The following is a 25,752-nucleotide window of genomic DNA, read 5'->3' as shown; positions in this document are numbered from 1 at the left end:
ATGCGCCTGACGCTCCCCACGAAGACGGCGCTCCTGACCACCGCGCTGGTCCTTTTCACCGTGGGAGCGACGGGGGCCTGGCAGTACCGCGGCCTGTCGAGCCGCTACGTCATCCTGATGCAGCAGCAACAACAGGGTTTCGCGCAACTGGCGGCCGGCGATGTGGACTACAAGATCGCCAGCCACCTGGACATCCTCGCGCGGGAAGCTCGCCACGCCAATGCTGCGACCTTCGCCTCCTCGTCGGCGCAACAGCGCTTTCTGGCCGACAGCGGGCTGCGCGCCAAGTTCGACGGCCTCGCGCTGATCGACCCCGACGGCGCCATCGTGGCCAGCGATCCCCCCAACCCGAAGGCGCTGAACATCGCCGACCGCGATTACTTCCGGCGCGCGCGCGATAGCGGCGAGCCCGCCATTTCGGCGCCGCTCCAGGCCCGCACCACCGACCAGCCCGCCATCGTGATGGTGGTTCCGGTTCACGATGGCGCAGCCGGCATGGCGGGCATGGTCGGTGGCGGCCTGAGCCTCTCCAAGGCCAATGTGCTCGGCGAGCTGTCCCGCGCGCGCGTGGGTGAAGGCGGCTATTTCCTCATCGAGACCACCGGGCCGCAGCCTGTCTACGTGGTGCATCCGGACCCGCTGCGCGTTCTCAAGCCGGCGTCGAGTCGGGAAAGCAGCGAAGTCGGCGATCTGATCGCCAGCGTTCCCATCCGAAGCACAGGCTGGGTGTTGCGCGTGGTGTTGCCGGCGGCCGCGGCCTACGCACCGCTCGCACGGGCGCGCGAGACCTTGCTTGGCCAGATGCTGCTGCTGGCCCTGCTGAGCAGCGTGCTGGTGTGGATCGGCACCGTGTGGATGATGCGGCCGCTGGGCCGGCTGCACGGTGCGATCCATGCGTTGCGCAAGGCGCCGGACCGCACGGTGCCGCTCGACGTTCATGCCGAAGACGAGCTGGGCGACCTGGCGCGCGAGTTCGATGCGCTCATGACCGAACTGCGCAACCAGCGCACCGAACTTGCGACCATCACCGACGCGTCGCCGATGGGTCTTTTCCGCTGCGACATGTCGGGGCACATGGTGTACGTGAACGACGCCTTCCTGGAAATTCAGGGCCTGCCACGGGCCGACGCCGCGCGCGGCTGGCTGAGCCTGGTCGCCGAGCCGGAGCGGGACGCGGTGTGGCGGCAGTGGCTCGCGCTCACGCAGCAGACGCAGCCGTTCCATGTGAAGCGGTGGCTGCGACGGCTGGACGGCACGGACGTGCTGGTGTCGCTGCACATGCGGCCGATCCTGACCGACGGCCAGGTCACCGGCCAGGTCGGCACGCTGTCGGACATCACCGAGCGCACGCGCGCTGAAAAGGCGATGCGCACGCTCACCGGGTTCTTCGAGGCGACCACCGACTACGTGGTGCAACTCAACAAGAGCGGGCGGCTCACCTACATGAATCCCGCGGCGCGCCGCGTCACCGGCATCGCACCGGACGCGCCCGTTTCCGATCTGACGATGGCCGACTTCTATCCGCCGGCCACGGTCGCGCACCTGAGCGTCGAGGTGGTTCCGGCGGCCGCCGCGCAGGGCGTCTGGGTCGGCGAGCTGGACCTCTGGAATGCCGAACGCGTGGTGTTTCCCGTCAGCCAGATGGTGATCGCACACCGCGATCGCAACGGCAAGATCGAGCACTTCTCGGCCATCATGCGAGACATCTCGGCCGACAAGGCCAACAAGCGCGCGCTTTTCGAAAGCGAAGCGCGGCTTCGCACCGTGGCCGATGTTCTGCCGATGCGGGTCGCCTACATCGGCGCGGACGAGCGCTACCAGTTCGCCAACCTCGCCTACGAGCCGGTGTTCGGCGTCAGCCGCAAGTCGATCGAAGGCCAGACGATCGAGCAGCTGTTCGGCAAGACGCGCTATCTCACGATCGCTCCGCATGTGCGCGCCGCCCTGGGCGGCGAGCGCGTCACGTTCGAGAGCGAAGCCGTCAATTCCAGCGGCCACGCGAGCTACGAAGTGAGCTACATCCCGCAGTGGAGCGTCGACGGACTCGCGGTCGTCGGCTTCCATGCCGTGACGCTGGACATCACCCGGCAAAAGCGCGAGGAACGGCGGCTGGCAGAGCTCGCCAGCCAGGATCCGCTCACCGGCCTCGGTAACCGGAGCGCGTTCGAGGCACGGCTCGCCGATGCGATGAACCAGTCCAGGCTGCGTGACACGGGCATGGCGCTGCTGTACGTCGACCTGGACCGCTTCAAGCAGATCAACGACCGCTGGGGCCATCCGTGCGGCGACGCGTTGCTGCGCGCCGTGGGCGCCCGGCTGTCGACGGCGACGCGCAATGTCGATTTCGTCGCCCGGCTCGGCGGTGACGAGTTCACGGTGATCCTGCAGGCGCTCGGTCATCCCGAAGACGCCGAGCGTGTCGCGCAGAAGATCCTGAAATCCCTGAACGAGCCCTTCGTGCTGGACGAACGGACGCTCAACGTCGGCGCCAGTGTCGGCGTTGCGTGCTACGAGGGCGGCCACATGACCAGCCAGGCGCTGATCCGCAAGGCCGACGAAATGCTCTACCAGGCCAAGGGTGCCGGGCGCAACAACGTGCAGGTGGCACCGGCGCACAAGGCGGCCGGGGTCTAGCTCAGACGTTGCTGGTGGCGCGCACTTCGTCGATGGTGGTGTGGCCCGCCAGCACCTTGTCGATGCCGTCTTGCCGCAGCGTGCGCATGCCCTCCAACAAGGCGGTTTCCTGCAGCTCCTCGGCCCGCGCGCCGTTCTGCACCAGGCGGCGCAGGGTGCGCGAGATCACCATCAACTCGTGGATGCCGACGCGACCTTTGAAGCCGGTGTCGTCGCATTGCTTGCAGCCCTTCGGTTCGTAGACGGGCAATTCGCCGTTGCGGCCATGGGTCGCGAGCCAGCCGCTGCGCACCGGGTCGCGCGCGGCGGGGGTGTCGTGCGGCCCGAAGGCGTGCATGTAGTCGGCCAGCAGCACCTCGACTTCTTCCGGCGTGGCCGGACGGTGGGTGGTGCAGTGGCGGCACAGCCGGCGCACCAGCCGCTGGGCGAGCACGGCCAGCAGCGAGTCCGCGAAGTTGAACGGGTCCATGCCCATGTCGAGCAGGCGCGTGACGGTCTCGGGCGCGCTGTTGGTGTGCAGCGTGGACAGCACGAGGTGGCCGGTGAGCGACGCCTCGATCGCCGTCTTCGCGGTCTCCTCGTCGCGGATCTCGCCGACCATGATCACGTCGGGGTCGGCGCGCACGAAGGCGCGCAGCGCCTTGGCAAAGGTCCAGTCGATGCGCGGATTGACCTGCACCTGCCGCAGACCCGCCTGCGTGATTTCGATCGGGTCTTCCGCGGTCCAGATCTTTCGCTCGGGCGTGTTGATGTGCATCAGCGCCGAGTGCAGCGTGGTCGTCTTGCCCGACCCCGTGGGGCCGACGCACAGCACCATGCCGTAGGGCCGCTCGATCGCCGTCTTGAACTGCGCCAGGTTGCTCGGCGAGAGCCCCAGTGCGTCGAGCGGGATCGGCTTGGCCGACGCCAGGATGCGCATCACCACGTCTTCGAGCCCGTTGTTGGTCGGGATGGTGGCAACGCGCAACTCGAGCTTGTGTTGCGGCGAGAACTTGGAGAAATTGATCTTGCCGTCCTGCGGCTTGCGCTTCTCGCTGATGTCGAGGTCGCACATGATCTTGATGCGCGCGATCAGCGCGCTGCGGTAGTTCGGCGGCAGCTCCAGATAGGTGTAGAGCCGGCCGTCGCGCCGAAAGCGGATGCGGATCTTTTCGCGGCCCGGATAGCTCTCGACGTGGATGTCCGACACGCCCTGCGCGTGCGCTTCCAGGATCATGCGGTTGATCATCCGCACCAGCGAGTTGTCCGACTGCTCGATCGGCGAATCCTCGTCGAAGCGCGAAACGCCTTCTTTCTCGAGCGTCTCCAGCAGTTCGGTGGTGCCCGCCAGATCGAACTCGATGGGTTGGCTCGGGTCGCCCGAGATCGGCTTGCCCTGGGCGGTCGCGCCGATCTTGTCGTAGGCCTTGAACAGCACGGCCGGCAGATCGCGGCACTGGCCGATGACGCCCACCACCTTCATTTGCGACACGAACTCGATCTCGTCGAGCGCCGAACGCCGGTTGGCCGGATCGTCGAGCGCGACGATCAGCCGCCCTTCGTGCAGCATGAGCGGCATGAGTTCGAGCCGGCGCGCGACCTCGTGCGGCACCTTGCGCATCGCGTCGGCCGCCACCGGGTAGGCATCGAGGTCGACCAGCGGATAGCCCATCTTGCGAGCCAGCGCGACCTGCAGGTCGGCCCGCGTCACGACGTTCATGCGCACCAGCATTTCGCCCAGCGGCACGCCGCGGTCGACCTGCTGCTTCTCCAGCGCCTCGGCGAGCTGCGCCTCGGTGACCATGCCGAGCGACTTCAATGCCTGGCCGATGCGCACGATGGGCATGCGGCTCTGGGCCGCGAGTTGCAGCAGCAGCTCTTCCGGCGTGGTCACCTCGGGCGGCATCGCGTCGAGCGGCGGCTCGGGCGGCGCGCCGCCGCGCCCGGGGTCTCCGGGCTCCGACCACGACACGCTGCGCAGGCTCACCCGCGGCACGAAGGCGCGGCGCACCGCGTCCCCGTCCTCGGTCAGCATGAACAGAAAAAGGCCGAACGGAATTTCCTGCCGGCCGAGGCTCTGGCCGCTGCTTCTGGAGCCGTCGGCCCAGACGATGTCGTACGTCAAGAGGCCGGCGGCGCCCGGCACCACCGGCAGCGACTCCGACAGCACCAGCATGCGGAAATGGTCGAAGCGCAGCGCGGTCGGGCGGCGCAACTGGTTGAGCTGGACGTGGGCGACCTGTTCGGCCGGCACGAAACGGATCAGGCGGCCCTGGGCGCGCTGGGCGTTGAGGCCGACGATCTCGCAGGTCGGCGCGTTGTCGTCCAGCGCGAGCAGTGGCGCGGCCGCACCGGGCGGAACAGGCCACACATAACCGTCATTGGCGTAGGCAAGCTTCATGAGGAACACGGCGCCCTCGGCGCCTGGTTGACTTCGAATGCTCCCTGAACCCGTGAGCAGTCTTTGTACACCCTCAATGGATCAGCTGAAGTTTCGCATCGAACATCTGCGCGAACTGGCTGAGCCAAGGCTCGGCGAGCACGCGGATTTCGGCGTCGTTGCGCAGGATGCGTTGCATGATCTTCGACTTCTCGGCGCGGTGCTCGCGCGGCAGCAGTTCGCTCTTCGAGCGGTAGCGCAGCTGCTCGATCAGCACGGCGCAGGCGCCTTCGCAGCGCACCACGTCGTCCCAGTCTTCGCGACGCGCGGCCGCGAGCATCTGAAGGCTCGAGGCTTCGATCGCCTTGTAATAGTCCAGCAGTCGGTCTTCCATCGAAAACTCCGTTCCTGCCCTCAGGCGGGCTGGCCGACAGCGGGGTGCGGCTGTCGACCGATTGCTTTCCAGCCCTCGGCCACGGGGGCGATGAGGTCGGCCACTTCAGCCAACAGCGCGCCATCGTTGCGCAGGTTGGCGAGCGTGAGCCGTTCAATGCAGTAATCGTAAAGGGAACGCAACCGTTCGGCCAGTTCGCCGCCGCGCTCGACGTCGAGCCCACCCTTGAGGCCTTCCTCCAGGAAACGCACCGCCCGCATGATCTGCGCGCACTTGACGGCCACGTCGCCCCTCTGCAAGGCGCCGCTTGCAGCCTGCACGGCCTGCTGCAGGCCTTCGAACAACAGCACCACGAGTTGGTGCGGAGTGGCGCCATCGACGCTGGATTGGACGCCGACGTTCTTGTAGGCATTGGCGGCGCGGAGACTGGGCGGTGTGTACATGATGGTGTGTTCCTTGGGTGCTTCGCGAGGGGTGCGCTGCATTCACTTCACACTCTTGTTATCGGCAGTCGACGGGCAAACTCAATGCCTGTCGTCGACTCAACCCGTCGACTTGTTCCAGGTGGCGACCTGCTGCGTCACATAGGCGCTCAGCGCATTGAGCGAGGCCATCTTGGTGTCGAGCGCGGTGTATTGCTTGCGCATGCGCTCTTCCACCAGGGTGAGGCGATCGGAGAGCTTGTCCTGACTCTTGGTGTTGAGACTTTTCTGGGTTTGCAGCGAACTGGTCTTGGTGCCGAGCACGCCCGTGCTGCCGATCGCGGACTGCAGAAATCCCGACATCCGGGTCGCGAAGCCGGCGCCGCTGTCGGAGGCGCCTGCCGCGCTGATGAAGAACTGCCTGACCGCCGACGGGTCTTTCAGGGCCGTGGCGAGCCGGGTCGAATCGACCGCCAGGTCGCCCGCTGCGTCCTTGGCGATCGACACGCCGAGGTCCGACAGCCGCTGCAGCGTGCTGCCACCGCCGGACATCGCACCGATCATGCTGCGCATGGCCGTCTGCAGGCCGGTGGTCGTGGAATCGCCTTGCAGCAGCGCGCCCGCCTTGGCGGTGGCGTCGTATTTGGTGGCCGCATTGATGAGCTGGTTCATCGCGTTGTAGGCCTTGACGAACGCGTTGATCGCGTCGGTCTGTTTCGTGGTGTCGTTGCCGACCGCCACCTCGACCGGCGAGGTCGTGACCTGCGACAACGTGAGCGTGAGGCCGGGCACCGTGTCGATCAGGGTGTTGCTCGCGGAGTCGATCGCGATGCCGTTGATCGTGGCCTGCGCATTGAGCCCGTACCGGGCCGCATTGGCCGCCATGCCGGTCGCGCCGGCCTCGGGGTCGAAGGCCAGCGCGCCGAGGCTCGGGCCGGTGGCGGCGGCATCGTCGGCGGACCGGATGCGAAAGCCGTTGGCCACGCCGGTGTTCGACGAACGGATCAGGAGGCGCTCGCCCGACAGGTCCTTCAGGACCGTCGCCGAGACGCCGGCGCCGGACGCGTTGATTTTGGAGGCGATGGTCGCCATGCTGTCGCCCTCTTCCACCGTGACCGACACCGCTGCGGCGCTGCCGGCGGTGAAGGCCGACGGGCTGCCGGTGGCCCAACTGCCGAGCTGGATCGACAGCGTGCCGGCGCCGAAGCCGCTGCCCGCGGCCACCGCGCTCGACGCCACCGACTGCGACCGCGCGAGCTGCGACACCGCCACGCTGAACGACGTGGCCTGCGCGCTGTCGCCCGACACGCTCGCGCCGACGGCGGACGGCGTCGACGAGACTACCGACTTGGCGTTCCAAGTGCCCGGCAGCTTGAGCTTGTCGACCGCATCGCTCAGTGACGCCAGTTGTCCGGTGAGCGTGCCGAAGGCCGATATCTTGCTGTCGAGCACCGCGGCCTGGGTTTTCAGCGCATTCAGCGGCTTCTTCTCGATCGCCATCAGGCTCGTGATGATGTCGTCCACCTTGAGACCGCTGCCGATGCCGGCCGATGAAATCGCTGCTGCCATGTCGTTTCTCCTTCGGCCGAATGGCCAAAAAGCGGCGGACGGGAAATCCGTCAGCCGCCTTGTGCGTGCGCCTGTGCGCTACCTGATTACTTCAGCAGGCTCAGCACCGTTTGCGGCAACTGGTTGGCCTGGGCGACCATCGCCGTGCCGGCTTGTTGCAGGATCTGGGCGCGCGACAGGTTGGCCGTTTCGGCCGCGAAGTCGGCGTCCTGGATCCGCGAACGCGACGCCGAGGTGTTTTCTGCGTTGGTTTGCAGGTTCGTGACCACCGAGGTGAAGCGGTTCTGGATCGCGCCGAGGTCAGCACGGCTGCCGTTGACTTGCGTCAGGGCGGCGTCGATGATTTCCATGGCCTTCTGGGCGCCGGCCACGGACGTGATGTCCAGGTCCTTGGCGAAGCTGAAATCGGCGTCATCGACTTCAGTCGTATCCGCTGCTTGACCTGACGCAGCTGCCGTGCCGACCGCGCCATCCGCGATCACCAAATCCTTGCCTGCCTTGATCGAGGTCAGCACGACTTGGCTGGGGTCGGTCTCGTTCTGCGTCGCGTAGACGCCGGTCTCGCCCATCTTCGCGTTGATCGCGCTGGCCAGCGCCTTACCTTGGTCTGCGCCGGTCATCCCAACGGTGACCTTGACGTCTCCAATCGTGACGCCGTTGATGGTGAACCCGCCGAGGGTCGCAGCGGCGGCAGCGTCTGTGATCGCGGCGCCGGTGACCGATGCGGCAAACTTGACATTGCCCAGCGCGCCGGCCGTTGTATTAGCGATCTTGTCGACAGCGATCGTCTGGCCTGCATTCGCACCGACTTGGAACAGCTGGCTGCTGAACGAGCCGTCGAGCAGCTTGGTGCCGTTGAAGTCGGCTTGCTTGGACACGCGGTCGATTTCCGAAACGAGCTGGGTCACTTCGGCATTGAGCGCTGCGCGGTCCGTCGTCGAATTAGTGGCATTGGCCGACTGCACGGCGAGTTCGCGGATGCGCTGCAGGTTGTTGCCGACTTCGCCCAGCGCGCCTTCAGCGGTTTGCGCCAGCGAGATGCCGTCGTTGGCATTGCGCACAGCCTGGTTCATGCCGCGAATCTGCGAGCTCATGCGCTCGGAGATGGCGAGGCCGGCGGCGTCGTCCTTGGCGCTGTTGATGCGAAGGCCTGAGGACAGACGCTGCATCGACGTGGCCAGGGACGACTGGCTCATCGAGAGGTTGCGTTGGGCGGTCAGCGAACTGATGTTGGTATTGATGATCGAGGCCATGGAAAGCTCCTTTAAAGCTGAATAAATCAGGCATTGCTGCCACTGTCACGCCAGCAAAGAGACTGGCCACCTGGCGGAACGCATTTGCGGCCCGTTGGGTTTGTTTTCGGTGCGATGCGGCCTGCGCTTGAGGCTTTTATTTTTCGTAACGCACCCTCAAGAATCCGGAAGAACTGCAGAGGTTGCGAGCACGCGATTCGTGTCTGCAACGCCACACTCGTCACAACGCCGCCAACAAGTTGAAGGTTCTGGCGAAGCGTGTGAACAGAGGAACAAGCACCCCGCTTCATGGCCTTGACTTCATAAATGAATACCTTCGACCTCGAAGGTGCCGAAAGCGTCACCGTTTTTGTAATCTGGAAGTTCACATGAACACTTTGGACGTAGGGCGCAGGACGACAAAACGGCGCAAGAAAGAGACGCTGTTAACAGTTGTTTACTTATTAAAGTTTTTGTTACGAAGATCAGAATCGGCTTTAACGCAAACGGGACGATGTCCTACGAAAGCCACCGAAATGACCAGCGAACAGATCCTTGCCGAGATTCGTGAAGCCAACCTCACCTACCTGATGCTGGCCCAGAGCCTCATCCGCGCGGACAAGGCACAGGCGTTGTTCCGTCTCGGCCTGCCGGAAGAATCGGCCGACCTGATCGAAGCGTTGTCCCCGGCGCAGATCATGAAGATCGCCTCGGGCAGCATGCTGCTGTGCCGCTTCCGCGCCGACGACGACATGGTCTGGAGCCTGTTGACGCAACACAACCTCAGCGGCCGCACGGTGAACGACGCGACGACGCGCCTGCATGCGGGCATCGTGATGGCCGGCCGTTACGCCGAGACCATCCAGCCCTGAACGAAGAAGACGCGAGCAACTGTCATGGCCACATCCAAAAGCGTCCTCGGCGATTCGCGACAGATCGGTCGCGCGGTCAGCCTGATCGGGCTCGGCGCACGCCTGCAGGTGCTCGAGAGCGAAACCGAACTCTCCTACGAGCGCCTGTTGCGCCTCTACAAGGAGGTGGCCGGCAAGTCGCCTTCCAAGGGCCAGCTGCCGTTCTCGACCGACTGGTTCCTCACCTGGCAGCCGAACATCCACGCATCGCTGTTCCAGAACATTCACAGCTATCTGGCCAAGACCAGCGACCTCGAGCCGGTCGACGTGCTCATCAAGGCCTACCAGCTCTACACCGAGCAGATCAGTTCCTGCGAGTTGGAACCCCAGTTGTCGATCACGCGGGCCTGGCGCCTGGTGCGCTTCATGGAGAACAACATGCTCGCCATGACGAAGTGTTCCCGCTGCGGCGGCCACTTCGTGACCGAGCCCTACGAGAACGCCAAGCATTACGTCTGCGGGCTGTGCGTGCCGCCGGCGCGGGCGGGCAAGGGTGCGGCGGCAGGTGGCATTCATTTGCAGTGAATTCTGCGCACCGCGCCAACGGTCAAAGACGCGATAAGGGCCCTTCTACGGGCCCTTTTCCATGGAGCGCCCAAGCCCGACCCAGCGCCCAATCGTGGCATGCGCGGTGCACTGCCTGTTGCCGCGCCCCACTGCCCTTGAACTGATCACTGCCCCATGTTCGTCATCATCGGTTACCTCGTCGCGCTGGGTTGCGTCTTCGGCGGATACATCATCCACGGCGGCAACATCGGCGTCGTGCTGCACGCGTTGCCCATCGAGATGATGGTGATCGGCGGCGGTGCCCTCGGCGCCTTCGTCGTGAACAACCAGCCCAAGGTGCTGAAGGCCACGCTCAAGGCCGTGCCCAAGGCCTTCAAGGGTTCCAAGTACACCAAGGCGCGCTACATGGAACTGATGGCGCTGCTCTACGACATCCTGCAGAAGGCGCGCAAGGAAGGCCTGATGTCGATCGAGAAGGACGTCGAGGCACCGCAGGATTCGGCGATCTTCCAGAAGTACGCGGTCGTCGGCAAGGACCACCACGTCGTGGAGTTCACCACCGACTACCTGCGCATGATGGTCTCGGGCAACCTCAACGCGCACGAGATCGAAGCGCTGATGGACAGCGAGATCGAAACGCACCACCAGGAAGAACATGCGCCAGTGGCCGCCATCGCGCGGTTGGCCGGCGGCCTGCCGGCTTTCGGCATCGTGGCGGCCGTGCTCGGCGTGGTGAACACCATGGGCTCGGTCGGCCAGCCGCCCGCCGTGCTCGGCGCCATGATCGGCTCGGCGCTGGTCGGCACCTTCCTCGGCATCCTGTTGGCGTATTGCATCGTCGAGCCCTTCGGCGGCCTGCTCGAGCAGAAGGCCGAAGACGCCTCCAAGGAGCTGCAGTGCATCAAGACCACGCTGCTCGCGAGCATGCAGGGCTACAACCCGACCACCGCGATCGAGTTCGGCCGCAAGGTGCTGTTCTCGACCGACCGCCCGAGCTTCAGCGAGCTCGAAGCCCACGTAAAGAAGAAGTAGGCAGGAACACACCATGGCCACCAGCCCCGGCACCAAGAAGCTCCAGCCGATCATCATCAAACGGGTGAAGAAGACGGCCCATGCCCACCACGGTGGCGCCTGGAAGATCGCCTACGCCGACTTCGTGACCGCCATGATGGCGTTCTTCCTTCTCATGTGGCTGCTCGGCTCGACCGCCAAGGGCGACCTGCAGGGCATCGCCTCGTACTTCAATTCGCCGCTGCAGGTGGCGATGCCGGGCGGCTCCGGCGCAGGCAACAGCTCCAGCATCATTCCCGGTGGCGGCACCGACCTCACGCGCAGCGTCGGCCAGGTGCGCAAGTCGCAGGGCCAGAACAACGACCGCGCGCGCATGAACGACGACGACATGAAGCGCGAGGCGGCCAGCCAGGACGCGCGCCGCATGGCGTCGCTGCAGCAGAAGATCGAGCGCCTCATCAACGAGAGCCCGATCCTGAAGGAATTCAGATCGCAGGTTCGCCTCGAAGTGACGCTCGACGGCCTCGAGATCCAGATCGTCGACGCGCAGAACCGCCCCATGTTCGACACCGGCGCCGCGCTGGTGAAGCCCTACATGCGCGACATCCTGCGCGCCATCGGCACCTCGCTGAACGGCGTGGAAAACCGCGTGAGCCTGGCCGGCCACACCGACGCCGCACCCTACGGCAACGGCGACCGCGGCTACGGAAACTGGGAACTCTCGGCCGACCGCGCCAACGCCTCGCGCCGCGAACTCGTGGCCTCGGGCATGCCCGACGAGAAGCTCGTGCGCGTGGTCGGGCTCGCGGCCAGCGACCTGATGGACAAGACCAACGCGCTGTCGCCGGTGAACCGCCGCATCAGCATCACGGTGCTCACGCGCGAAGCCGAATCGCGGCTGCTCGGCACCGCGCGCATGGACGCGCCCGATGCGGTGAAGGCCATCACCGACCAGGTGCAGCGCGACCGCAAGGCGGCCGACAAGGTCGCGGAGAAAGCGCCGCAAAAGATCGCCGGCACCGGCAGCACCGGGAATTGACCGGCCCTGCACCCGCTTATCGGCGCTTCGAAAGCGCCACCGCTCCGGACAATGAACGGCACACCCGAAGCCCCTCATGTCCAGCAGCCAGGATCGTCAACTCCCCGCCACGCAACGCAAGCTCGACCAGGCGCGTCGCGATGGTCAGGCCGCGCGTTCGAAAGACCTGCCGCACCTGGCCGTGCTCGGCACCGGCGGCGTCGCATTGCTGCTGCTGGCGCCCACCGCGTTCGAGCGCATGCGCGCTGGCCTGGCCCAGGCTTTTCATTTCAACGCCGCCAACGTGCAGCAACCCGCCGACATGCTCGCGCGGCTGACCGCGTACACCACGGTCGGGCTGACCGCGTGCGCGATCTTCGCGGCGATCGTGCTGTTCGCCGCCGTCGCGACCACCGTGGCTACCGGCGGCTGGGTCGCCAGCCTCAAGTCGATCACGCCCGACCTGAACCGGCTCAATCCGCTCTCGGGCATCGGCAACCTGCTCTCCAAGCAGCAACTCGTGAACGTCGCCAAGCTGGTCTTGCTGTCGGGGCTGCTCGGCACGGTCGGCTATCTGTTCGCGGCAGGCTCGCTGCACACCATCGCGCAACTCGGGATGCAGCACTCGCCGGCCGGGCTGGCCGCGATGGGCGACTGGCTGGTCACCGGCCTGAGCCTGGTGCTGCTGGTGGTGCTGGCCGCCGCACTGGTCGATGTGCCGCTGCAGAACCACTTCCACCGCGCCAAGCTGAAGATGTCGCACCAGGAAATCCAGCAGGAACACAAGGAAGCCGACGGCAACCCGCACACCAAGGGACGCCAGCGCAACAACGCGCGCGACATGGCGCAGCGCAGCAGCATCACCGCGGTGCCGCGCGCCGACTTCATCCTGATGAACCCGACCCACTTTGCCGTGGCGATGCGCTACGACGAAAAGGAAATGAGCGCGCCGCAGGTCATCTCCAAGGGAGCCGACCTGCTGGCCATGAAGATCCGCGACATCGCGAAGGAATATTCGATCCCGGTGGTGCAGTCGCCGATGCTGGCGCGTGCGCTGTATGCCCACGCCGAGATCGACCAGCCGATTCCCGCCAGCCTCTACACCGCGGTGGCGCAGGTGCTGGCCTATGTGTATCGCCTGAAGGCCGCGCTGCGCGGTGAGGCCCCGATGCCGCAGGTCGTGCCCGAGCCCTTCGTGCCGCCCGAGCTCGATCCGCTCCACAAGAAACCGTCTGCCGAAAGCACCTCCGCATGAACCCGCAAGCCATTCGTCAGTGGTTCGGCACGCAGGGCGCGATGTTCCAGCGCGCTGCCGCGCCGCTGCTGGTCGTCGCCATCCTCGCGCTGATGGTGCTGCCGATCCCGCCCTGGCTGCTCGACACCTTCTTCACCATCAACATCGCGGTCGCGCTGATGGTGATGATGGTGGCGGCCTACATGATCCGGCCGCTCGACTTCGCGGCTTTTCCGTCGGTGCTGCTGCTCACCACACTGATGCGGCTGTCGCTCAACGTGGCCTCCACGCGCGTGGTGCTGCTCGAAGGCCACACCGGCCCGGGCGCGGCCGGCGCGGTGATCGAGGCGTTCGGCCACTTTCTCATCGGCGGCAATTTCGCGGTGGGCTTGATCGTGTTCGCGATCCTGGTGGTCATCAACTTCGTGGTGGTGACCAAGGGCGCCGAGCGCATCGCCGAAGTGTCGGCCCGCTTCACGCTGGACGCGATGCCCGGCAAGCAGATGGCGGTGGACGCCGACCTCAACGCCGGCGTGATCGACGAGAAGGAAGCACGCCGCCGCCGCCTCGAAGTGGCGGAAGAAGCCAACTTCTTCGGCGCCATGGACGGTGCCTCGAAGTTCGTGCGCGGCGACGCGATCGCGGGCATCCTGATCCTCGTCATCAGCGTGATCGGCGGCTTCACCATCGGCGTGCTGCAGCACGGCCTGGCGGTCGGCAAGGCGGCAGATACCTATGTGCTGCTGGCCGTGGGCGACGCGCTGGTCGCGCAGATTCCCGGCCTGCTGATTTCGGTCGCCGCGGCGATGGTGATCTCGCGCGTGGGCAAGGAAGAAGACGTCGGCCACCAGATCGTGCAACAGCTCTTCACCTCGCCGCGCGTGCTCGGGCTCACTGCCGGCATCCTGGCCTTGCTGGGCGTGATTCCGGGCATGCCGAACGGGGTGTTCCTCGCCATGGCCGGGGTGCTCGGCTACGGCGCATGGGTGATCTCGCGGCGCCCGCCGCCCGCCGCCGATGCGCCGCCACCGCCGCCTGCAGCCGATGCCGAAGCCAGCTGGGACGACCTGCAGCCGGTCGACCTGCTCGGCCTCGAACTGGGCTACCGCCTCATCGCTCTCGTCGACAAGAACCGCGCGGGCGACCTGCTCACGCGCATCAAGGGCGTGCGCCGCAAGTTCGCGCAGGAGGTCGGCTTCTTGCCGCCGGCCGTGCATGTGCGCGACAACCTCGAACTCAAGCCGAGCGGCTACCGCGTCACGCTGCGCGGCGTGATCGTGGCCGAAGGCGAAGCCTTCCCGGGCATGCACCTGGCGATCAATCCCGGCGGCATCACCACGCCGCTGATCGGCACCCCGACCACCGACCCCGCTTTCGGCCTGCCGGCGCACTGGATCGAGGAGCGGCAGAAGGAAGCCGCGCAAATGGCCGGTTTTACCGTGGTTGATTCGCCCACCGTGATGGCCACGCATCTTTCACACTTGATGCAGGTTCAGGCAGCGCGCTTGCTGAGCCGTACCGAAACCCAACAACTGGTCGAACACGTGAGCAAGCTGGCCCCCAAGCTGATCGAGGAAGTCGTGCCCAAGCTGGTCCCGCTCGCCACGTTCCAGAAGGTGCTGCAACTGCTGCTGGAAGAATCCGTGCACATCCGCGACATCCGCACCATCGTCGAGACGCTGGCCGAACACGCCGGTCAGACCACCGACGCCGCCGAGCTGGCGCGCCGGGTGCGCGTGGCGCTGTCGCCGGCCATCGTGCAGCAGATCTACGGCGCGACCAAGGAGCTCGACGTGATCGCGATCGAGCCCGGCTTCGAGCGGCTGCTGGTGCAAGCGCTGGCCAACGCACAGGCGCCAGCGCTCGACCCCGGCGTGGCCGAACTCTTCACGCGCACCGCCGCCGAAGTGGCGAACAAGCAGGAAGAGCAGGGCGTGCCGGCCTGCCTGCTGGTGCCCGACGCGATCCGCGGCGCCATCTCGCGCCTGGTGCGCCGCGTAGCGCCGCGTCTGCAGGTGCTGGCGCACAGCGAAATTCCTGAAACCCACACGATCCGCATCGGCCCGATCCTTCGAGGTGCTTCCGCATGAACATTCAACGCTTTGTCGCACCGACCGCCCGCGAGGCACTGGCCAAGGCACGTGCCGCTTTCGGCGACGAGACCCTGATCCTGTCGAACCGCCAGGTGCCCGACGGCGTCGAGGTGATGGCCGCCACCGAAGCCGCGCTCGCGATGATCGATGGCAGCAGCACCGCGCCGCTGACCGTGTCCGCAGCGCAGCCGGCGGCGGTCGTCGTCGTCGCGCCCGTGCCGGCACCCGCACTCGACATCGGCGTGGAAGCCGACACCGAACAGCTGGCGATGAGCACGCTGTCGTTCCAGGACTATGTGCGCGAACGCATGCTGCGGCGCCAGCATGAAGCCGCGATGCCGGCAACCACCGAGCAGCCGATGCCGGCACTTGCACCCGCCCCGGCGCCGGTGCTGCGCGCTGCGCCGGTCGCCGTGCCCGTTCCCGCGGCACAAGTGGCGCCTGTTGTCGTGGCTGCCGTGGAGGCATCGCCCGCACCGCAAGCGCCCACCAGCGTGATCGCCGAATTGCAGGCGATGAAGGACATGATGGACGAGCGCTTCTCCGCGCTGGCCTGGCTCGGCTATGCCCGGCAAGACCCGATCCAGTCGAACCTGATGCTCAAGCTGGTGCGCGCCGGCTACTCGCCCGGTCTCGCCCGCTCGGTGCTCGAAGCCATGCCCGCATCGCTGGAAGCCGGCGATGCCGTGCGCTGGCTGATGCAGGCGCTCGAAGCGCGGCTCGGCAACACCGCGCCGCTGCCGTCGATTCCCGAAGAAGGCGGCGTCTTCGCGCTCATCGGCGCCACCGGCGTCGGCAAGACCACGAGCGCCGCCAAGCTGGCCGCGATGGGCGCCCAGCTGCACGGTGCGGCCGGCGTCGGCCTCATCACGCTGGACACCCAGCGCGCTGGCGCCCACGAACAGTTGCGCGCCCATGGCCGCAGCCTCGGCGTGGTGGCGCACCTCGCGCACGACCGCGCGGCGCTGCAGGATCTGCTGAATCTGTTGGCCGGCAAGAAGGTCGTGATCATCGACAGCGCCGGCGTCGCGCCGCACGATCCGCGTCGCCGCGACCTGCTCGACCTGCTGGACATCCCGAACATCAAGCGCGTGCTGGTGCTCAATGCCGGCGCCCACGGCGACACGCTGGAAGACATCGCCATCGCCTTCAAGATCGGCGGCACGCGCGAAGCCATCGTGTCCAAGCTCGACGAAGCGGCCAAGATCGGCCCGGTGCTCGACACGCTGATGCGCCACGAGTTCACGGTGCGCGGCATCAGCAACGGCCAGCGCATCCCCGACGACTGGAAGACCGGCGACGCCCGCGGCCTGGTGCGCGCCTCGATGCATGCCTCGCAGCGCTCGGCGTTCGACCCGAAGACGGCCGACCTGCCCTGCTATTTCTCGCCGGTCGGTCTCGGCGCCTGACAAACGACATCGCGCAATGCTCGCTACCGCTCCCACCGCTGCTGCCGCCGCCAACCAGATGTACAACCCGCAGGGCCGCCTCGACCGCGACGGATTGATTCGCCAGTACGTGCCGCTGGTGCAGCGCCTCGCGCACCACATGATCGCGAAGCTGCCCGCCAACGTCGAACTCGACGACCTGATCCAGGTCGGCATGATCGGCCTGGCCGACGCGCTCTCGCGCTACGAAGCCAGCCAGGGCGTGCAGTTCGAAACCTTCGCCACCCAACGCATTCGCGGCGCCATGCTCGACGAGCTGCGCGAAGGCGACTGGCTCTCGCGCGGTTCGCGCAAGAGCCAGAAGGACATCGAGCGCGCCGTGCACAAGCTGGAGCAGCGGCTGGGCCGCTCGCCGGCCGAATCCGAGATCGCCACCGAACTCAAGATGCCGCTCGCCGACTACCAGGCACTGCTGGGCCGGGTGCGCGGCACGCAGCTGGTCTACCTGGAAGACATCGGTGCCGGCAGCGACGACGACGACGGTTTTCTCGACCGCCATGCAGCCGACACCGAGGCCGATCCGCTCAGCGTGCTGAAAGACCAGCGCCTGCGCCAGGCCCTGGTGGTCGCCATCGAAGGCCTGCCCGAGCGCGAGCGTTTCATCATGGGCATGTACTACGAGCAGGACATGAACCTGAAGGAAATCGCCGCCGTGCTCGGCATCACCGAGTCACGCGTGTGCCAGTTGCACAGCCAGTCGATCGCGCGGCTGCGGGCGAAGATGCGAAGTCACTGAGTTTCGGAGTCTGGCTTTTCAGGGCGGGCGCCGAGGCCACGGGGTGTCTCCCTCCGCTCATGTCCCCCGCCTTCGGCTCCTCCTTTACTTCGCTGCGGGAGACACCCCATGCCCTCGGCACTGGACAGAGCGTGCGATCTCCGTCGATGGACCACCGCCCAGCCGGCGCACGTCGATGGCGTGCTCCCCGCAGCGAAATAAAGGAGGAGGCCGCAGGCCGGGGGACATTCGCGGAGGGGAGTACGCCGTCGGCGCGCGCCCGTCTCCGCCCCTTCGCCGACCTCAGTGCGTCGCGAACACGGGCCGTTCGCCCGGCCGTGTGTAGGTGGCATCGGCCGAGGGCCGGAAGATCGATGCCAGCGCGCGCTCGACCACCACGTTGCGGCGCGCGATGCTCTGGCGCTGGGTGACCAGGCGCTGGGCCACCGCGTCGATCCGGCGGCGGAAGGCCTGGTCGAACACTTCGGCCGACAGGGCCGCTTCGAGCACGCGCGCGAACGACACCGCCACGTCGCGCAGGTCGTTGCAGGCACCCTGCAACACGGCCGGCTCGGCGGCCAGCAGGCCGGCGTCGACCACGTCGAGCTGGCGCTCGACTTCGACCAGGAGGGATTCGGTGGAGTTGCGGGTATCGGGCATGGTCAGTTCCTCACGCGGCTCAAAATTTCCTGGGCGTTGGACAACAGCTTGTCGGCGATCGCCCCCGGGTTCACGGTGAAGGTGCCGTCGGCAATGGCGGCCTTGACCGCCGCCACCTTGGCCTCGTCGATGCCGGTGCCGGCAGACGAGACTTCCAGCGAGCGGGCCGTGGCCGACACCGTGACCGGCACGCCCGATGGCACCTTGCCGGCCGCGTCGGGCGCAGCCGTGCCGGACGGCGCGCCACCGCGCTCGGCCTTGGTGGCGAGCGAGGCGGCTGCCAGGGCAGCATCGTTCAACGCATTAATCTTCATGTTTTCACTCCAGTGCTTCCTTCGCGAAAGCATCGTCCCTGTAGTTTCGACACCCCGGAAAGGAACTTGAGCATTTTTTCGTGCCGCTCTACATCGAGAGTCGCACAGTGCGCAAATCCTGCACGATGCCGGTGGTCATCCGGCCATTGTCCATGCGCAGGCGCACCGTCTGGCCCACCACGCCCGGCGTCAGGGCCTGCGCGTCGGACGTCACTTCGAAGCCCGGGCCCTGCGCCACCACCCGCACCTGTGCGCCGGCGGCGAACACCTGGGCCGCCTTCACCATCGACTGGCGCAGCGGCTGTCCGGCGACGAGCGAGCGCGAGGCGGTCTGGCCCACCCACTGCGCTGCTTCGGCCACCACCGGCGACGCTTCCGCCGCCCAATCGGCTTCCGCCTCTACCGCATCGGCCGGCGTCAGCACCGTTCCGGCCACCACGTTGTCGCGCAGCACCCAGGCGGGCCCGAAGGCCTTGATGGTGACCGGCAAAAACACGTTCCAGCGGCCGCCGCCATCGGTGCAGCGCAGGCCGAGCCGGGTGCGGCCCCAGAGCCGCATGCCGACGGGAATGTAGGGCTCGACGTGCGTGCACGGCGCGAGCCGCAGGCGGCTGTCGAGCGAGCCAATGCTCACTTCCATGCGCAGCGGCGAGGCTGAGGCCGACTGCGCTTTGGCCACCGCGTCGTCCAGCCACTGCTGGGTGGCGCTCACGAATTCAGGCGCGACCTCGGCGCCTTGCGACGGCGCCTGCGGCACCAGTTGCTGCGCGTGCGCAGGCGCGAGCAGTGCGGCCAGCAGCACCGCGCCGGCCAGCGAAAAACCGAACCGAGAAGAGGGCATGACGCGCCTTTCCGAAGAGGCAAAGAGGGAATGGCGGCCGCATTGCCGCGATGAGAACTTTAGGCACCGCCGCGCGCCACAAAGCGCCGAACAAGCCGCGATTCCCCCCTTTACTCGGTGCTTCCCGAAGCCGCCCGGTTTCCATAATTTCCGCACGGCCCGAGGTGGGCCGCCCACCCCCATTGCCAAGACCGCGAGGCGACCATGCTGGACAAACTGACGAACTCACTGGACTTCCACACGAAGGCCCTGGTGCTGCGCGCCGACCGCCAGCGCCTGATCGCCAGCAACATTGCCAATGCCGACACGCCGGGCTACGCGGCGCGCGACATGAACTTCGCCGATGCGATGCGCAGCGCCACCGGCGAGACGACGAGCGGCAGCCCGCTCGCGATGCGCACCAGCGCCGGCACCGACTACAGCACCGCCAGTGCCGCGCGCCACATCGCGCTGGGCGCCGGCAGCGCGAGCGGCGCCGACGGTGGCGAGCGCGGCTACGTCGTGCAGACACAGCCCACCCTCGACGGCAACAGCGTGGACCTCGACCGCGAGCGCGCCGCCTTCGCCGACAACGCGGTGCGCTACGAAGCCACGCTGCGCTTCATCAACGGCCAGAGCAAGACGATGCTCGCGGCCATCCAGGGGCAATAAACCATGTCGATGTTCTCGATCTTCGGCATCTCCGGCAGCGCGGTCAGCGCGCAGTCGCAGCGGCTCAACGTGGTGGCCAGCAACCTGGCCAACGTCGATGCGGTGGCCGGCCCCGACGGCCAGGCCTACAAGGCGCGCCAGGTGGTGTTCCAGACCGTGGCCTACGGCAACGGCAGCGACGCGGGCGTGCGCATCGATGCGGTGACGGAAAACCAGACGCCGGGCCGCAAGGTGCACGAGCCCGCCAGCCCGGCTGCGGATGCCGAGGGCTACGTGACGCACTCCAACGTGAACGCCGTGGAAGAGATGGTCAACATGATCTCGGCCTCGCGTTCGTACCAGAACAACATCGAAGTGATGAACACCGCCAAGAGCCTGCTGCTGAAGACGCTGCAGCTCGGCCAGTGAACAGGAAGCCCCCATGACTGTTACCGCCGCCACCTCCTCCCTCGCCGTCACGTCCAGTGCCGATGCCAGCGCGACCAAGAAAACGGGTTCGGACGAAGCGCAGGACCGCTTCCTGAAGCTGCTGGTCGCGCAGCTGAACAACCAGGACCCGATGAACCCGATGGACAACGCGCAGATGACCACGCAGATCGCGCAGATCAACACGGTCACCGGCATCCAGCAGCTCAACGACACGATGAAGGCGATGGCCGCGCAGGCCACCGCCACGCAGATGCTGGGCGCCGGCAACCTGGTCGGGCGCAACGTGCTGACCGAAGGCAACCAGATCGCGATCGACGGCACCACGGGCGTGGGCGCGATCGAGCTCGACGGCAAGGCCACCGACGTGAAGATCCAGGTCATGACGCCCGGCGGCCAGATCGTCGACACCGTGTCGCTCGGCGCACTCGACGCCGGCCAGCACGGCTTCAGCCTCGACGCCGCCAAGTACCCGGCCGGCACGGCACTGCAGTTCAAGGTGGTGGCGACCAACGGCACCGCCGCCGTGGAGGCCACCTCGCTGATGCGCGACAAGGTGGTCGCGGTCGGCAGCGACAGCAACGGGCTCACGCTCACGCTGCTGTCGGCCGGCGTGAAGCCCTACACCGACGTCCACGCCATCCTCTGACCCCCCCGATTCGCCCCCCGCCCATCTTCCAAGGAGCACTTCCATGAGTTTCCAGCAGGCACTTTCCGGCCTCAACGCCGCCAGCCGCAGCCTCGACGTGATCGGGCACAACATCGCCAATGCCGGCACCACCGGCATGAAGTCGTCGCGCGCCGAGTTTGCCGAAATCTATGCCAGCTCGGCCGGCTCGATCGGCGGCACCAACGTCGGCCTCGGCGTGGAAGTGGGCGCGGTCGCGCAGCAGTTCACCCAGGGCACGCTGACCATCACGGGCAACGACCTGGACGTCGCGATCAACGGCAAGGGCTTCTTCCAGGTGAAGGCCACCGACGGCACCACCTCGTACACCCGCGCGGGCAACTTCAAGCTCGACAAGGACGGCAACATCGTCACCAACAACGGCTCGGCCGTGATGGGCTACCCGACCGATTCGGCCGGCGTGCGCCAGAGCTTCGACGCGCAACCGCTCAGGCTGCCCACCGGCACACCGATCCCGGCCAAGCAGACCACCAAGATGTCGGCCGAGATCACGCTGGATGCGAGCGCCGCGGTGGCCGCGACCGCCGTGCCGCCCACGCCGCTGCAGACCTATGGCACCTCGCTCACCGCGTTCGATCCGCAAGGCCTCGAGATCCCGGTCGGCATGTACTTCACCAAGACGGCCAACAACTCGTGGCAGGTGCGCACCAGCGTCAACGGCAGCGACCCGGCCGCCTCGACGCCCTTCACCGTCAACTTCCTGGCGAACGGCGCGCTCGACCCGGCCACGCCGATCCCGCCGCTCACGCTGGCCTCGCCGAACAACCCGGCCCAGACTTTCACCGTGGCGCTCGACCTGAGCAAGATGACGCAGGTCAACTCGCGCTTCGCGGTGGCCGACCTGGCGCAGGACGGCTACACCTCGGGCGCCCTCACCGGCATCAAGATCGAAGACAGCGGCATCCTGACCGCCACCTATTCCAATGGCCAGACGCAGGCCGCCGGCCAGGTCGCGCTGGTGAACTTTCGCAACGCGCAGGGCCTGGCGCCGACCGGCTCGGGCTACTGGGTCGAGACCGCGGGTTCCGGCCAGCCGGTGCGCGGCGCGCCGGGCGAAGGCACCTTCGGCCAGCTGCGCTCGGGCGCGCTGGAGGAATCGAACGTCGACCTCACGGCCGAGCTGGTGAACATGATGACCACGCAGCGCGCCTACCAGGCCAACGCCCAAACCATCAAGACGCAAGACCAGGTCATGTCGACCCTCGTCAACCTGCGCTGATCGCTGACCCCCCGAACGGAGCCGTTGCCCGATGGACCACCTGATCTACACCGCGATGAGCGGCGCCAACGCGGCGGCGCAGCGTCAGGCCGTGCTCTCGAACAACCTCGCGAACGCGTCGACGCAGGGCTTCCGCGCCGAGCTCTCGACCTTCCGCGCGGTGCCGGTGCGCGGCGACGGCGCCAGCACCCGCGTGTTCGCACTCGAAGCCACCTCGGGCCACGACAGCACGCCCGGCTCGGTGCAGCGCACCGGCCGCAGCCTCGACGTGCAGGCCCAGGGCAACGCCTGGTTCGCGGTGCAGGGCCTGGACGGTACCGAGGCGTACAGCCGCTCCGGCGCGTTGCAGGTCTCGCCCACCGGCACGCTCGTCAACAGCTCGGGCCTGATGATGATGTCGGACGGCGGTGCGCCGATCGACGTGCCGCCCGGTGCCGACATTTCCATCGGCAGCGACGGCACCGTCACCGGCAAGACCGGCGACCAGCCGGTGTCGACGCTGGGCCGCCTGAAGCTGGCCACGCCGACACCGGACGACCCGCTCAAGCGCAGCGAGGACGGCCTGTTCCGCAGCGCTTCGCAGGAGCCGGTGCCGAGCGACACCACGGCGCGCCTGGAGACCGGCGCGCTCGAAGGCTCGAACGTGAACGCCGTCGAAACGATGGTCGGCATGATCGCCGCCGCGCGCCAGTTCGACTCGCAGATGCGCTTGCTGCAATCCGCCGAGGCCTCCGACAAGTCGGCCTCGCAACTGCTTTCCGTGCAGGGCTGACGCCCTCCCCCCTCAGCCCTGACAGGACACCGCCATGATCAACTCGCTCTGGATTTCGAAGACCGGCATGGAAGCGCAGCAGACGCAGCTCGACGTCATCTCGCACAACCTGGCCAACGTCTCGACCACCGGCTTCAAGCGCGCCACCGCGGTGTTCGAAGACCTGATGTACCAGAACCTGCGCCAGGTCGGTGCCAACAGCACCGAGCAGTCGCAGCTGCCGACCGGCCTGCAACTCGGCCTGGGCGTGCGCACGGTGGCGACCAGCCGCTCGTTCACGCAGGGCAGCATGCAGCAGACGAACAACCAGCTCGACCTCGCCATCAAGGGCAACGGCTTCTTCCAGGTGACGCAGCCCGACGGCACCACCGGCTACACGCGCGACGGTTCGTTCCAGGTCGATGCGCAGGGCCGGCTCGTCACCTCGTCGGGCCTGCCGGTGGCCAACGGCATCACGGTGCCGACCGGCGCCACCAACGTGAGCATCGCCACCGACGGCACCGTGTCGGCCACGCTCTCGGGCCAGGCCGCACCGCAGACCATCGGCACGCTGGCGCTGGCCAACTTCGTGAATCCGGCCGGCCTGGAACCCAAGGGCGAGAACCTGTACGCCGAAACCGCCGCCTCCGGCCAACCCAACGGCGGCACCGCCGGCACCAACGGCCTGGGCACCGTGATGCAGGGCTTCCTCGAAACCTCGAACGTGAACGTGGTGCAGGAGCTGGTCTCGATGATCCAGACGCAGCGCGCGTACGAGATGAACTCCAAGGCGATCCAGACCAGCGACCAGATGCTGCAGAAGTTGGGCCAGCTGTGATCCTTCGCATCTTCACTCTCTTGCTGGCCGCAGCAGCCTGCGTGGTCGCCACCGGGTGCAGCACGCTGGCCAACACGCCGCAGGTCGAGATGCCATCGACCGCCGCGCCACCGCCCGTCGCGAGCGCGGCCGCCAACGCGCCGCGCCCGGTCACCGGCAGCCTGTTCCACGCGGTGCGCTACCGGCCGCTGTTCGAAGACCGGCGTGCCCGCATGGAAGGCGACACCGTCACGATCACCATCGTGGAGAACGTGAGCGCGAGCCAGAAGTCGACGTCCACGGTCGACAAGAAGAGCGGCATCGACACCAGCATCAGCGCCGTGCCGTTCTTCAAGTCGAACTCGTTCACCCGCGCCAGCGCGGCGGCCGAGTCGGAGCACAACTTCGCCGGCAAGGGCGGCACCGAGAGCGCCAACACCTTCCAGGGATCGATCACCGCGACCGTCGTCCAGGTGCTGCCGAACGGCCACCTCGTCGTGACCGGCGAGAAGCAGATCGGCGTGAACCAGAACGTGGACGTGTTGCGCTTCTCGGGCACGATCGATCCGCGCGCCATCCAGGCCGGCAGCACGGTCAGTTCGACGCAGGTGGCGAACGTGCGCATCGAGTCGCGCGGCCGCGGTGCCCAGCAGGAGGCGCAGGTGATGCCGTGGGTCGGCCGCTTTTTCATGAGCGTCTTGCCTTTCTGACCGCACGCCATGAAGCTTTCAATCTCTCATCGTCTGCTCGCGGTCGTCGCGCTCGGTGCCGCGCTGCTCGCACCCGCTCACGCCGTGCGCATCAAGGAAATCGCCGCCGTGCAAGGCGTGCGCAGCAATCAACTGACCGGCTACGGCCTGGTCGTCGGCCTCGACGGCACGGGCGACCAGACCACGCAGATGCCCTACACCACGCAGAGCGTGGCCAATTACCTGCAACAACTGGGCATCACGCTGCCGGACAACAAGGCCTCGCAGCTGCAGCTGAAGAACGTGGCGGCGGTGATCGTCACCGCGCAGCTGCCGGCTTTCGCGCAGCCGGGGCAGATGGTCGACATCAACGTGTCGTCCATGGGCAACGCCAAGTCGCTCAAGGGCGGCACGCTGATCGCCACGCCGCTGCGCGGTGCGGACGGCGAGATCTACGCGCTGGCGCAGGGCAACCTGGTGATCGGCGGTGCGGGCGCCTCGGCCGGCGGCAGCAAGGTGCAGATCAATCACCTGAGCGCCGGTCGCGTGCCGAACGGCGCGCAGGTCGAACGCGCGGTGGCGACGCCGTTGAATGAAGGCGACAGCGTCAACCTCGGCCTGAAGGCCGCCGACTTCGAGACGGCGCGCCGCGTGGCCGCCGCGATCAACAGCAAGCTGGGCGGCAGCAGCGCCCGCGCGCTCGACGGCCGCACGGTGCAGGTGCAGGCACCGACCGATGCCAACGCGCGCGTGAGCTTCATCGCCCAGTTGGAGGAGATCACGCTCGTGCAGCCCATTCCGTCGGCACGCGTGGTGATCAACGCGCGCACCGGCTCGGTGGTGCTGAACCAGGCGGTGACGCTCGGCCCCTGCGCGGTCGCGCACGGCAACCTGTCGATCACCATCAGCTCGACACCCGTCATCAGCCAGCCGGCACCGCTGTCGCGTGGCCAGACGGTGGTCGCCGAACAGGCCAGCATCCAGATCAAGCAGGAGCCGGGCATCCTGATCCAGGTCCCCAACGCGCCGTTGCTGTCGGACGTGGTGCGTGCGCTCAATGCACTCGGCGCGACGCCACAGGATCTGCTGGCGATCCTGCAGGCGATCGAAGCTTCCGGTGCGTTGCATGCCGAACTCGAAGTGATCTGA

25 protein-coding genes are annotated in these 25,752 nt (G+C 67.1%); 17 read left to right on the top strand and 8 right to left on the bottom strand.

Going from position 1 to position 25,752, the window contains the following annotated elements:
* Nucleotides 1–2,634 (top strand): diguanylate cyclase domain-containing protein, encoded by a 2,634-nt coding sequence (locus AX767_RS12130; RefSeq protein ID WP_068631578.1) that lies wholly within the window; start codon nucleotides 1–3, stop codon nucleotides 2,632–2,634.
* A gap of 1 nt (nucleotide 2,635) precedes the next feature.
* Here the strand turns inward: AX767_RS12130 and AX767_RS12125 are convergent, their stop codons facing one another.
* From AX767_RS12125 to AX767_RS12105, 5 genes are all read right to left on the bottom strand, one after another.
* Nucleotides 2,636–4,519, bottom strand: a complete 1,884-nt coding sequence (locus tag AX767_RS12125; protein WP_068633636.1) for a GspE/PulE family protein — start codon at nucleotides 4,517–4,519, stop codon at nucleotides 2,636–2,638.
* 568 nt (nucleotides 4,520–5,087) lie between these two features.
* The gene (locus AX767_RS12120) at nucleotides 5,088–5,387 is read right to left on the bottom strand and encodes a flagellar protein FliT (RefSeq protein WP_068631577.1); all 300 of its coding nucleotides are present in this window, start codon (nucleotides 5,385–5,387) and stop codon (nucleotides 5,088–5,090) included.
* Between the two features lie 20 nt (nucleotides 5,388–5,407).
* Nucleotides 5,408–5,830, bottom strand: a complete 423-nt coding sequence (gene fliS / locus AX767_RS12115; protein WP_068633634.1) for a flagellar export chaperone FliS — start codon at nucleotides 5,828–5,830, stop codon at nucleotides 5,408–5,410.
* Nucleotides 5,831–5,929: 99 nt separating this feature from the next.
* The gene (fliD, locus tag AX767_RS12110) at nucleotides 5,930–7,378 is read right to left on the bottom strand and encodes a flagellar filament capping protein FliD (protein ID WP_068631576.1); all 1,449 of its coding nucleotides are present in this window, start codon (nucleotides 7,376–7,378) and stop codon (nucleotides 5,930–5,932) included.
* 86 nt (nucleotides 7,379–7,464) lie between these two features.
* Nucleotides 7,465–8,631 carry a flagellin gene (locus AX767_RS12105; RefSeq protein WP_068631575.1) on the bottom strand — a complete coding sequence of 389 codons (1,167 nt, stop codon included), beginning with the start codon at nucleotides 8,629–8,631 and terminating at the stop codon, nucleotides 7,465–7,467.
* Nucleotides 8,632–9,146: 515 nt separating this feature from the next.
* Between AX767_RS12105 and flhD the strand changes: the two genes are divergently transcribed.
* The 8 genes from flhD (at nucleotide 9,147) to AX767_RS12065 (ending at nucleotide 17,568) form a co-directional block, all read left to right on the top strand.
* Nucleotides 9,147–9,482, top strand: a complete 336-nt coding sequence (flhD, locus tag AX767_RS12100; protein WP_068631574.1) for a flagellar transcriptional regulator FlhD — start codon at nucleotides 9,147–9,149, stop codon at nucleotides 9,480–9,482.
* 24 nt (nucleotides 9,483–9,506) lie between these two features.
* Nucleotides 9,507–10,046, top strand: coding sequence for a flagellar transcriptional regulator FlhC (flhC, locus tag AX767_RS12095; protein WP_068631573.1), 540 nt, complete (start codon nucleotides 9,507–9,509; stop codon nucleotides 10,044–10,046).
* Between the two features lie 156 nt (nucleotides 10,047–10,202).
* Nucleotides 10,203–11,060 carry a flagellar motor stator protein MotA gene (motA, locus tag AX767_RS12090; RefSeq protein WP_068631572.1) on the top strand — a complete coding sequence of 286 codons (858 nt, stop codon included), beginning with the start codon at nucleotides 10,203–10,205 and terminating at the stop codon, nucleotides 11,058–11,060.
* A 13-nt stretch (nucleotides 11,061–11,073) separates the two neighbouring features.
* Nucleotides 11,074–12,078 (top strand): flagellar motor protein MotB, encoded by a 1,005-nt coding sequence (motB, locus tag AX767_RS12085; RefSeq protein WP_082755001.1) that lies wholly within the window; start codon nucleotides 11,074–11,076, stop codon nucleotides 12,076–12,078.
* 76 nt (nucleotides 12,079–12,154) lie between these two features.
* Nucleotides 12,155–13,312 carry an EscU/YscU/HrcU family type III secretion system export apparatus switch protein gene (locus tag AX767_RS12080; protein WP_068631571.1) on the top strand — a complete coding sequence of 386 codons (1,158 nt, stop codon included), beginning with the start codon at nucleotides 12,155–12,157 and terminating at the stop codon, nucleotides 13,310–13,312.
* Nucleotides 13,309–15,381 carry a flagellar biosynthesis protein FlhA gene (flhA, locus tag AX767_RS12075; RefSeq protein WP_068631570.1) on the top strand — a complete coding sequence of 691 codons (2,073 nt, stop codon included), beginning with the start codon at nucleotides 13,309–13,311 and terminating at the stop codon, nucleotides 15,379–15,381. Before AX767_RS12080 ends, flhA begins: the two co-directional genes overlap by 4 nt.
* Nucleotides 15,378–16,793: a flagellar biosynthesis protein FlhF gene (gene flhF, locus AX767_RS12070; protein WP_068631569.1), complete on the top strand. Its 1,416-nt coding sequence runs from the start codon at nucleotides 15,378–15,380 to the stop codon at nucleotides 16,791–16,793. The genes flhA and flhF overlap by 4 nt, the downstream gene beginning before the upstream one ends.
* Nucleotides 16,794–16,851: 58 nt before the next feature.
* Nucleotides 16,852–17,568, top strand: coding sequence for an RNA polymerase sigma factor FliA (locus tag AX767_RS12065; RefSeq protein WP_068633633.1), 717 nt, complete (start codon nucleotides 16,852–16,854; stop codon nucleotides 17,566–17,568).
* Between the two features lie 282 nt (nucleotides 17,569–17,850).
* Here the strand turns inward: AX767_RS12065 and AX767_RS12060 are convergent, their stop codons facing one another.
* The 3 genes from AX767_RS12060 to flgA all read right to left on the bottom strand — a co-directional run bounded on the left by AX767_RS12060 (nucleotide 17,851) and on the right by flgA (nucleotide 19,362).
* Entirely contained in the window at nucleotides 17,851–18,207 is a 357-nt protein-coding gene (locus tag AX767_RS12060) for a hypothetical protein (protein WP_068631568.1), read from the bottom strand.
* A 2-nt stretch (nucleotides 18,208–18,209) separates the two neighbouring features.
* Nucleotides 18,210–18,521, bottom strand: a complete 312-nt coding sequence (gene flgM / locus AX767_RS12055) for a flagellar biosynthesis anti-sigma factor FlgM (protein ID WP_068631567.1) — start codon at nucleotides 18,519–18,521, stop codon at nucleotides 18,210–18,212.
* Nucleotides 18,522–18,609: 88 nt separating this feature from the next.
* The gene (gene flgA, locus AX767_RS12050) at nucleotides 18,610–19,362 is read right to left on the bottom strand and encodes a flagellar basal body P-ring formation chaperone FlgA (RefSeq protein WP_068631566.1); all 753 of its coding nucleotides are present in this window, start codon (nucleotides 19,360–19,362) and stop codon (nucleotides 18,610–18,612) included.
* A 204-nt stretch (nucleotides 19,363–19,566) separates the two neighbouring features.
* Between flgA and flgB the strand changes: the two genes are divergently transcribed.
* From flgB to AX767_RS21385, 8 genes are read left to right on the top strand one after another with little or no spacing between them, the layout of a single operon-like run.
* Nucleotides 19,567–20,013 carry a flagellar basal body rod protein FlgB gene (gene flgB, locus AX767_RS12045; protein WP_068631565.1) on the top strand — a complete coding sequence of 149 codons (447 nt, stop codon included), beginning with the start codon at nucleotides 19,567–19,569 and terminating at the stop codon, nucleotides 20,011–20,013.
* 3 nt (nucleotides 20,014–20,016) lie between these two features.
* Nucleotides 20,017–20,421: a flagellar basal body rod protein FlgC gene (flgC, locus tag AX767_RS12040; protein ID WP_068631564.1), complete on the top strand. Its 405-nt coding sequence runs from the start codon at nucleotides 20,017–20,019 to the stop codon at nucleotides 20,419–20,421.
* A gap of 13 nt (nucleotides 20,422–20,434) precedes the next feature.
* Nucleotides 20,435–21,088: a flagellar hook assembly protein FlgD gene (locus AX767_RS12035; protein WP_068631563.1), complete on the top strand. Its 654-nt coding sequence runs from the start codon at nucleotides 20,435–20,437 to the stop codon at nucleotides 21,086–21,088.
* Between the two features lie 43 nt (nucleotides 21,089–21,131).
* Nucleotides 21,132–22,346: a flagellar hook protein FlgE gene (flgE, locus tag AX767_RS12030; protein ID WP_068631562.1), complete on the top strand. Its 1,215-nt coding sequence runs from the start codon at nucleotides 21,132–21,134 to the stop codon at nucleotides 22,344–22,346.
* A gap of 31 nt (nucleotides 22,347–22,377) precedes the next feature.
* The gene (locus AX767_RS12025; RefSeq protein ID WP_068631561.1) at nucleotides 22,378–23,118 is read left to right on the top strand and encodes a flagellar basal body rod protein FlgF; all 741 of its coding nucleotides are present in this window, start codon (nucleotides 22,378–22,380) and stop codon (nucleotides 23,116–23,118) included.
* A 34-nt stretch (nucleotides 23,119–23,152) separates the two neighbouring features.
* A complete protein-coding gene (flgG, locus tag AX767_RS12020; protein ID WP_068631560.1) occupies nucleotides 23,153–23,935 on the top strand; it encodes a flagellar basal-body rod protein FlgG in 783 nt (260 codons plus the stop codon).
* On the top strand, nucleotides 23,932–24,624 hold the full coding sequence (locus AX767_RS21390; RefSeq protein WP_237288425.1) for a flagellar basal body L-ring protein FlgH: 693 nt from the start codon (nucleotides 23,932–23,934) through the stop codon (nucleotides 24,622–24,624). The genes flgG and AX767_RS21390 overlap by 4 nt, the downstream gene beginning before the upstream one ends.
* A 9-nt stretch (nucleotides 24,625–24,633) precedes the next feature.
* Entirely contained in the window at nucleotides 24,634–25,752 is a 1,119-nt protein-coding gene (locus tag AX767_RS21385; protein ID WP_068631559.1) for a flagellar basal body P-ring protein FlgI, read from the top strand.

Origin of the sequence: Variovorax sp. PAMC 28711 (genome assembly GCF_001577265.1) — a bacterium.
Taxonomy (GTDB): Bacteria; Pseudomonadota; Gammaproteobacteria; order Burkholderiales; family Burkholderiaceae_C; genus Variovorax.
Note: the sequence above shows the minus strand (reverse complement) of the source record. Positions and strands in the feature narration are given on the sequence as shown.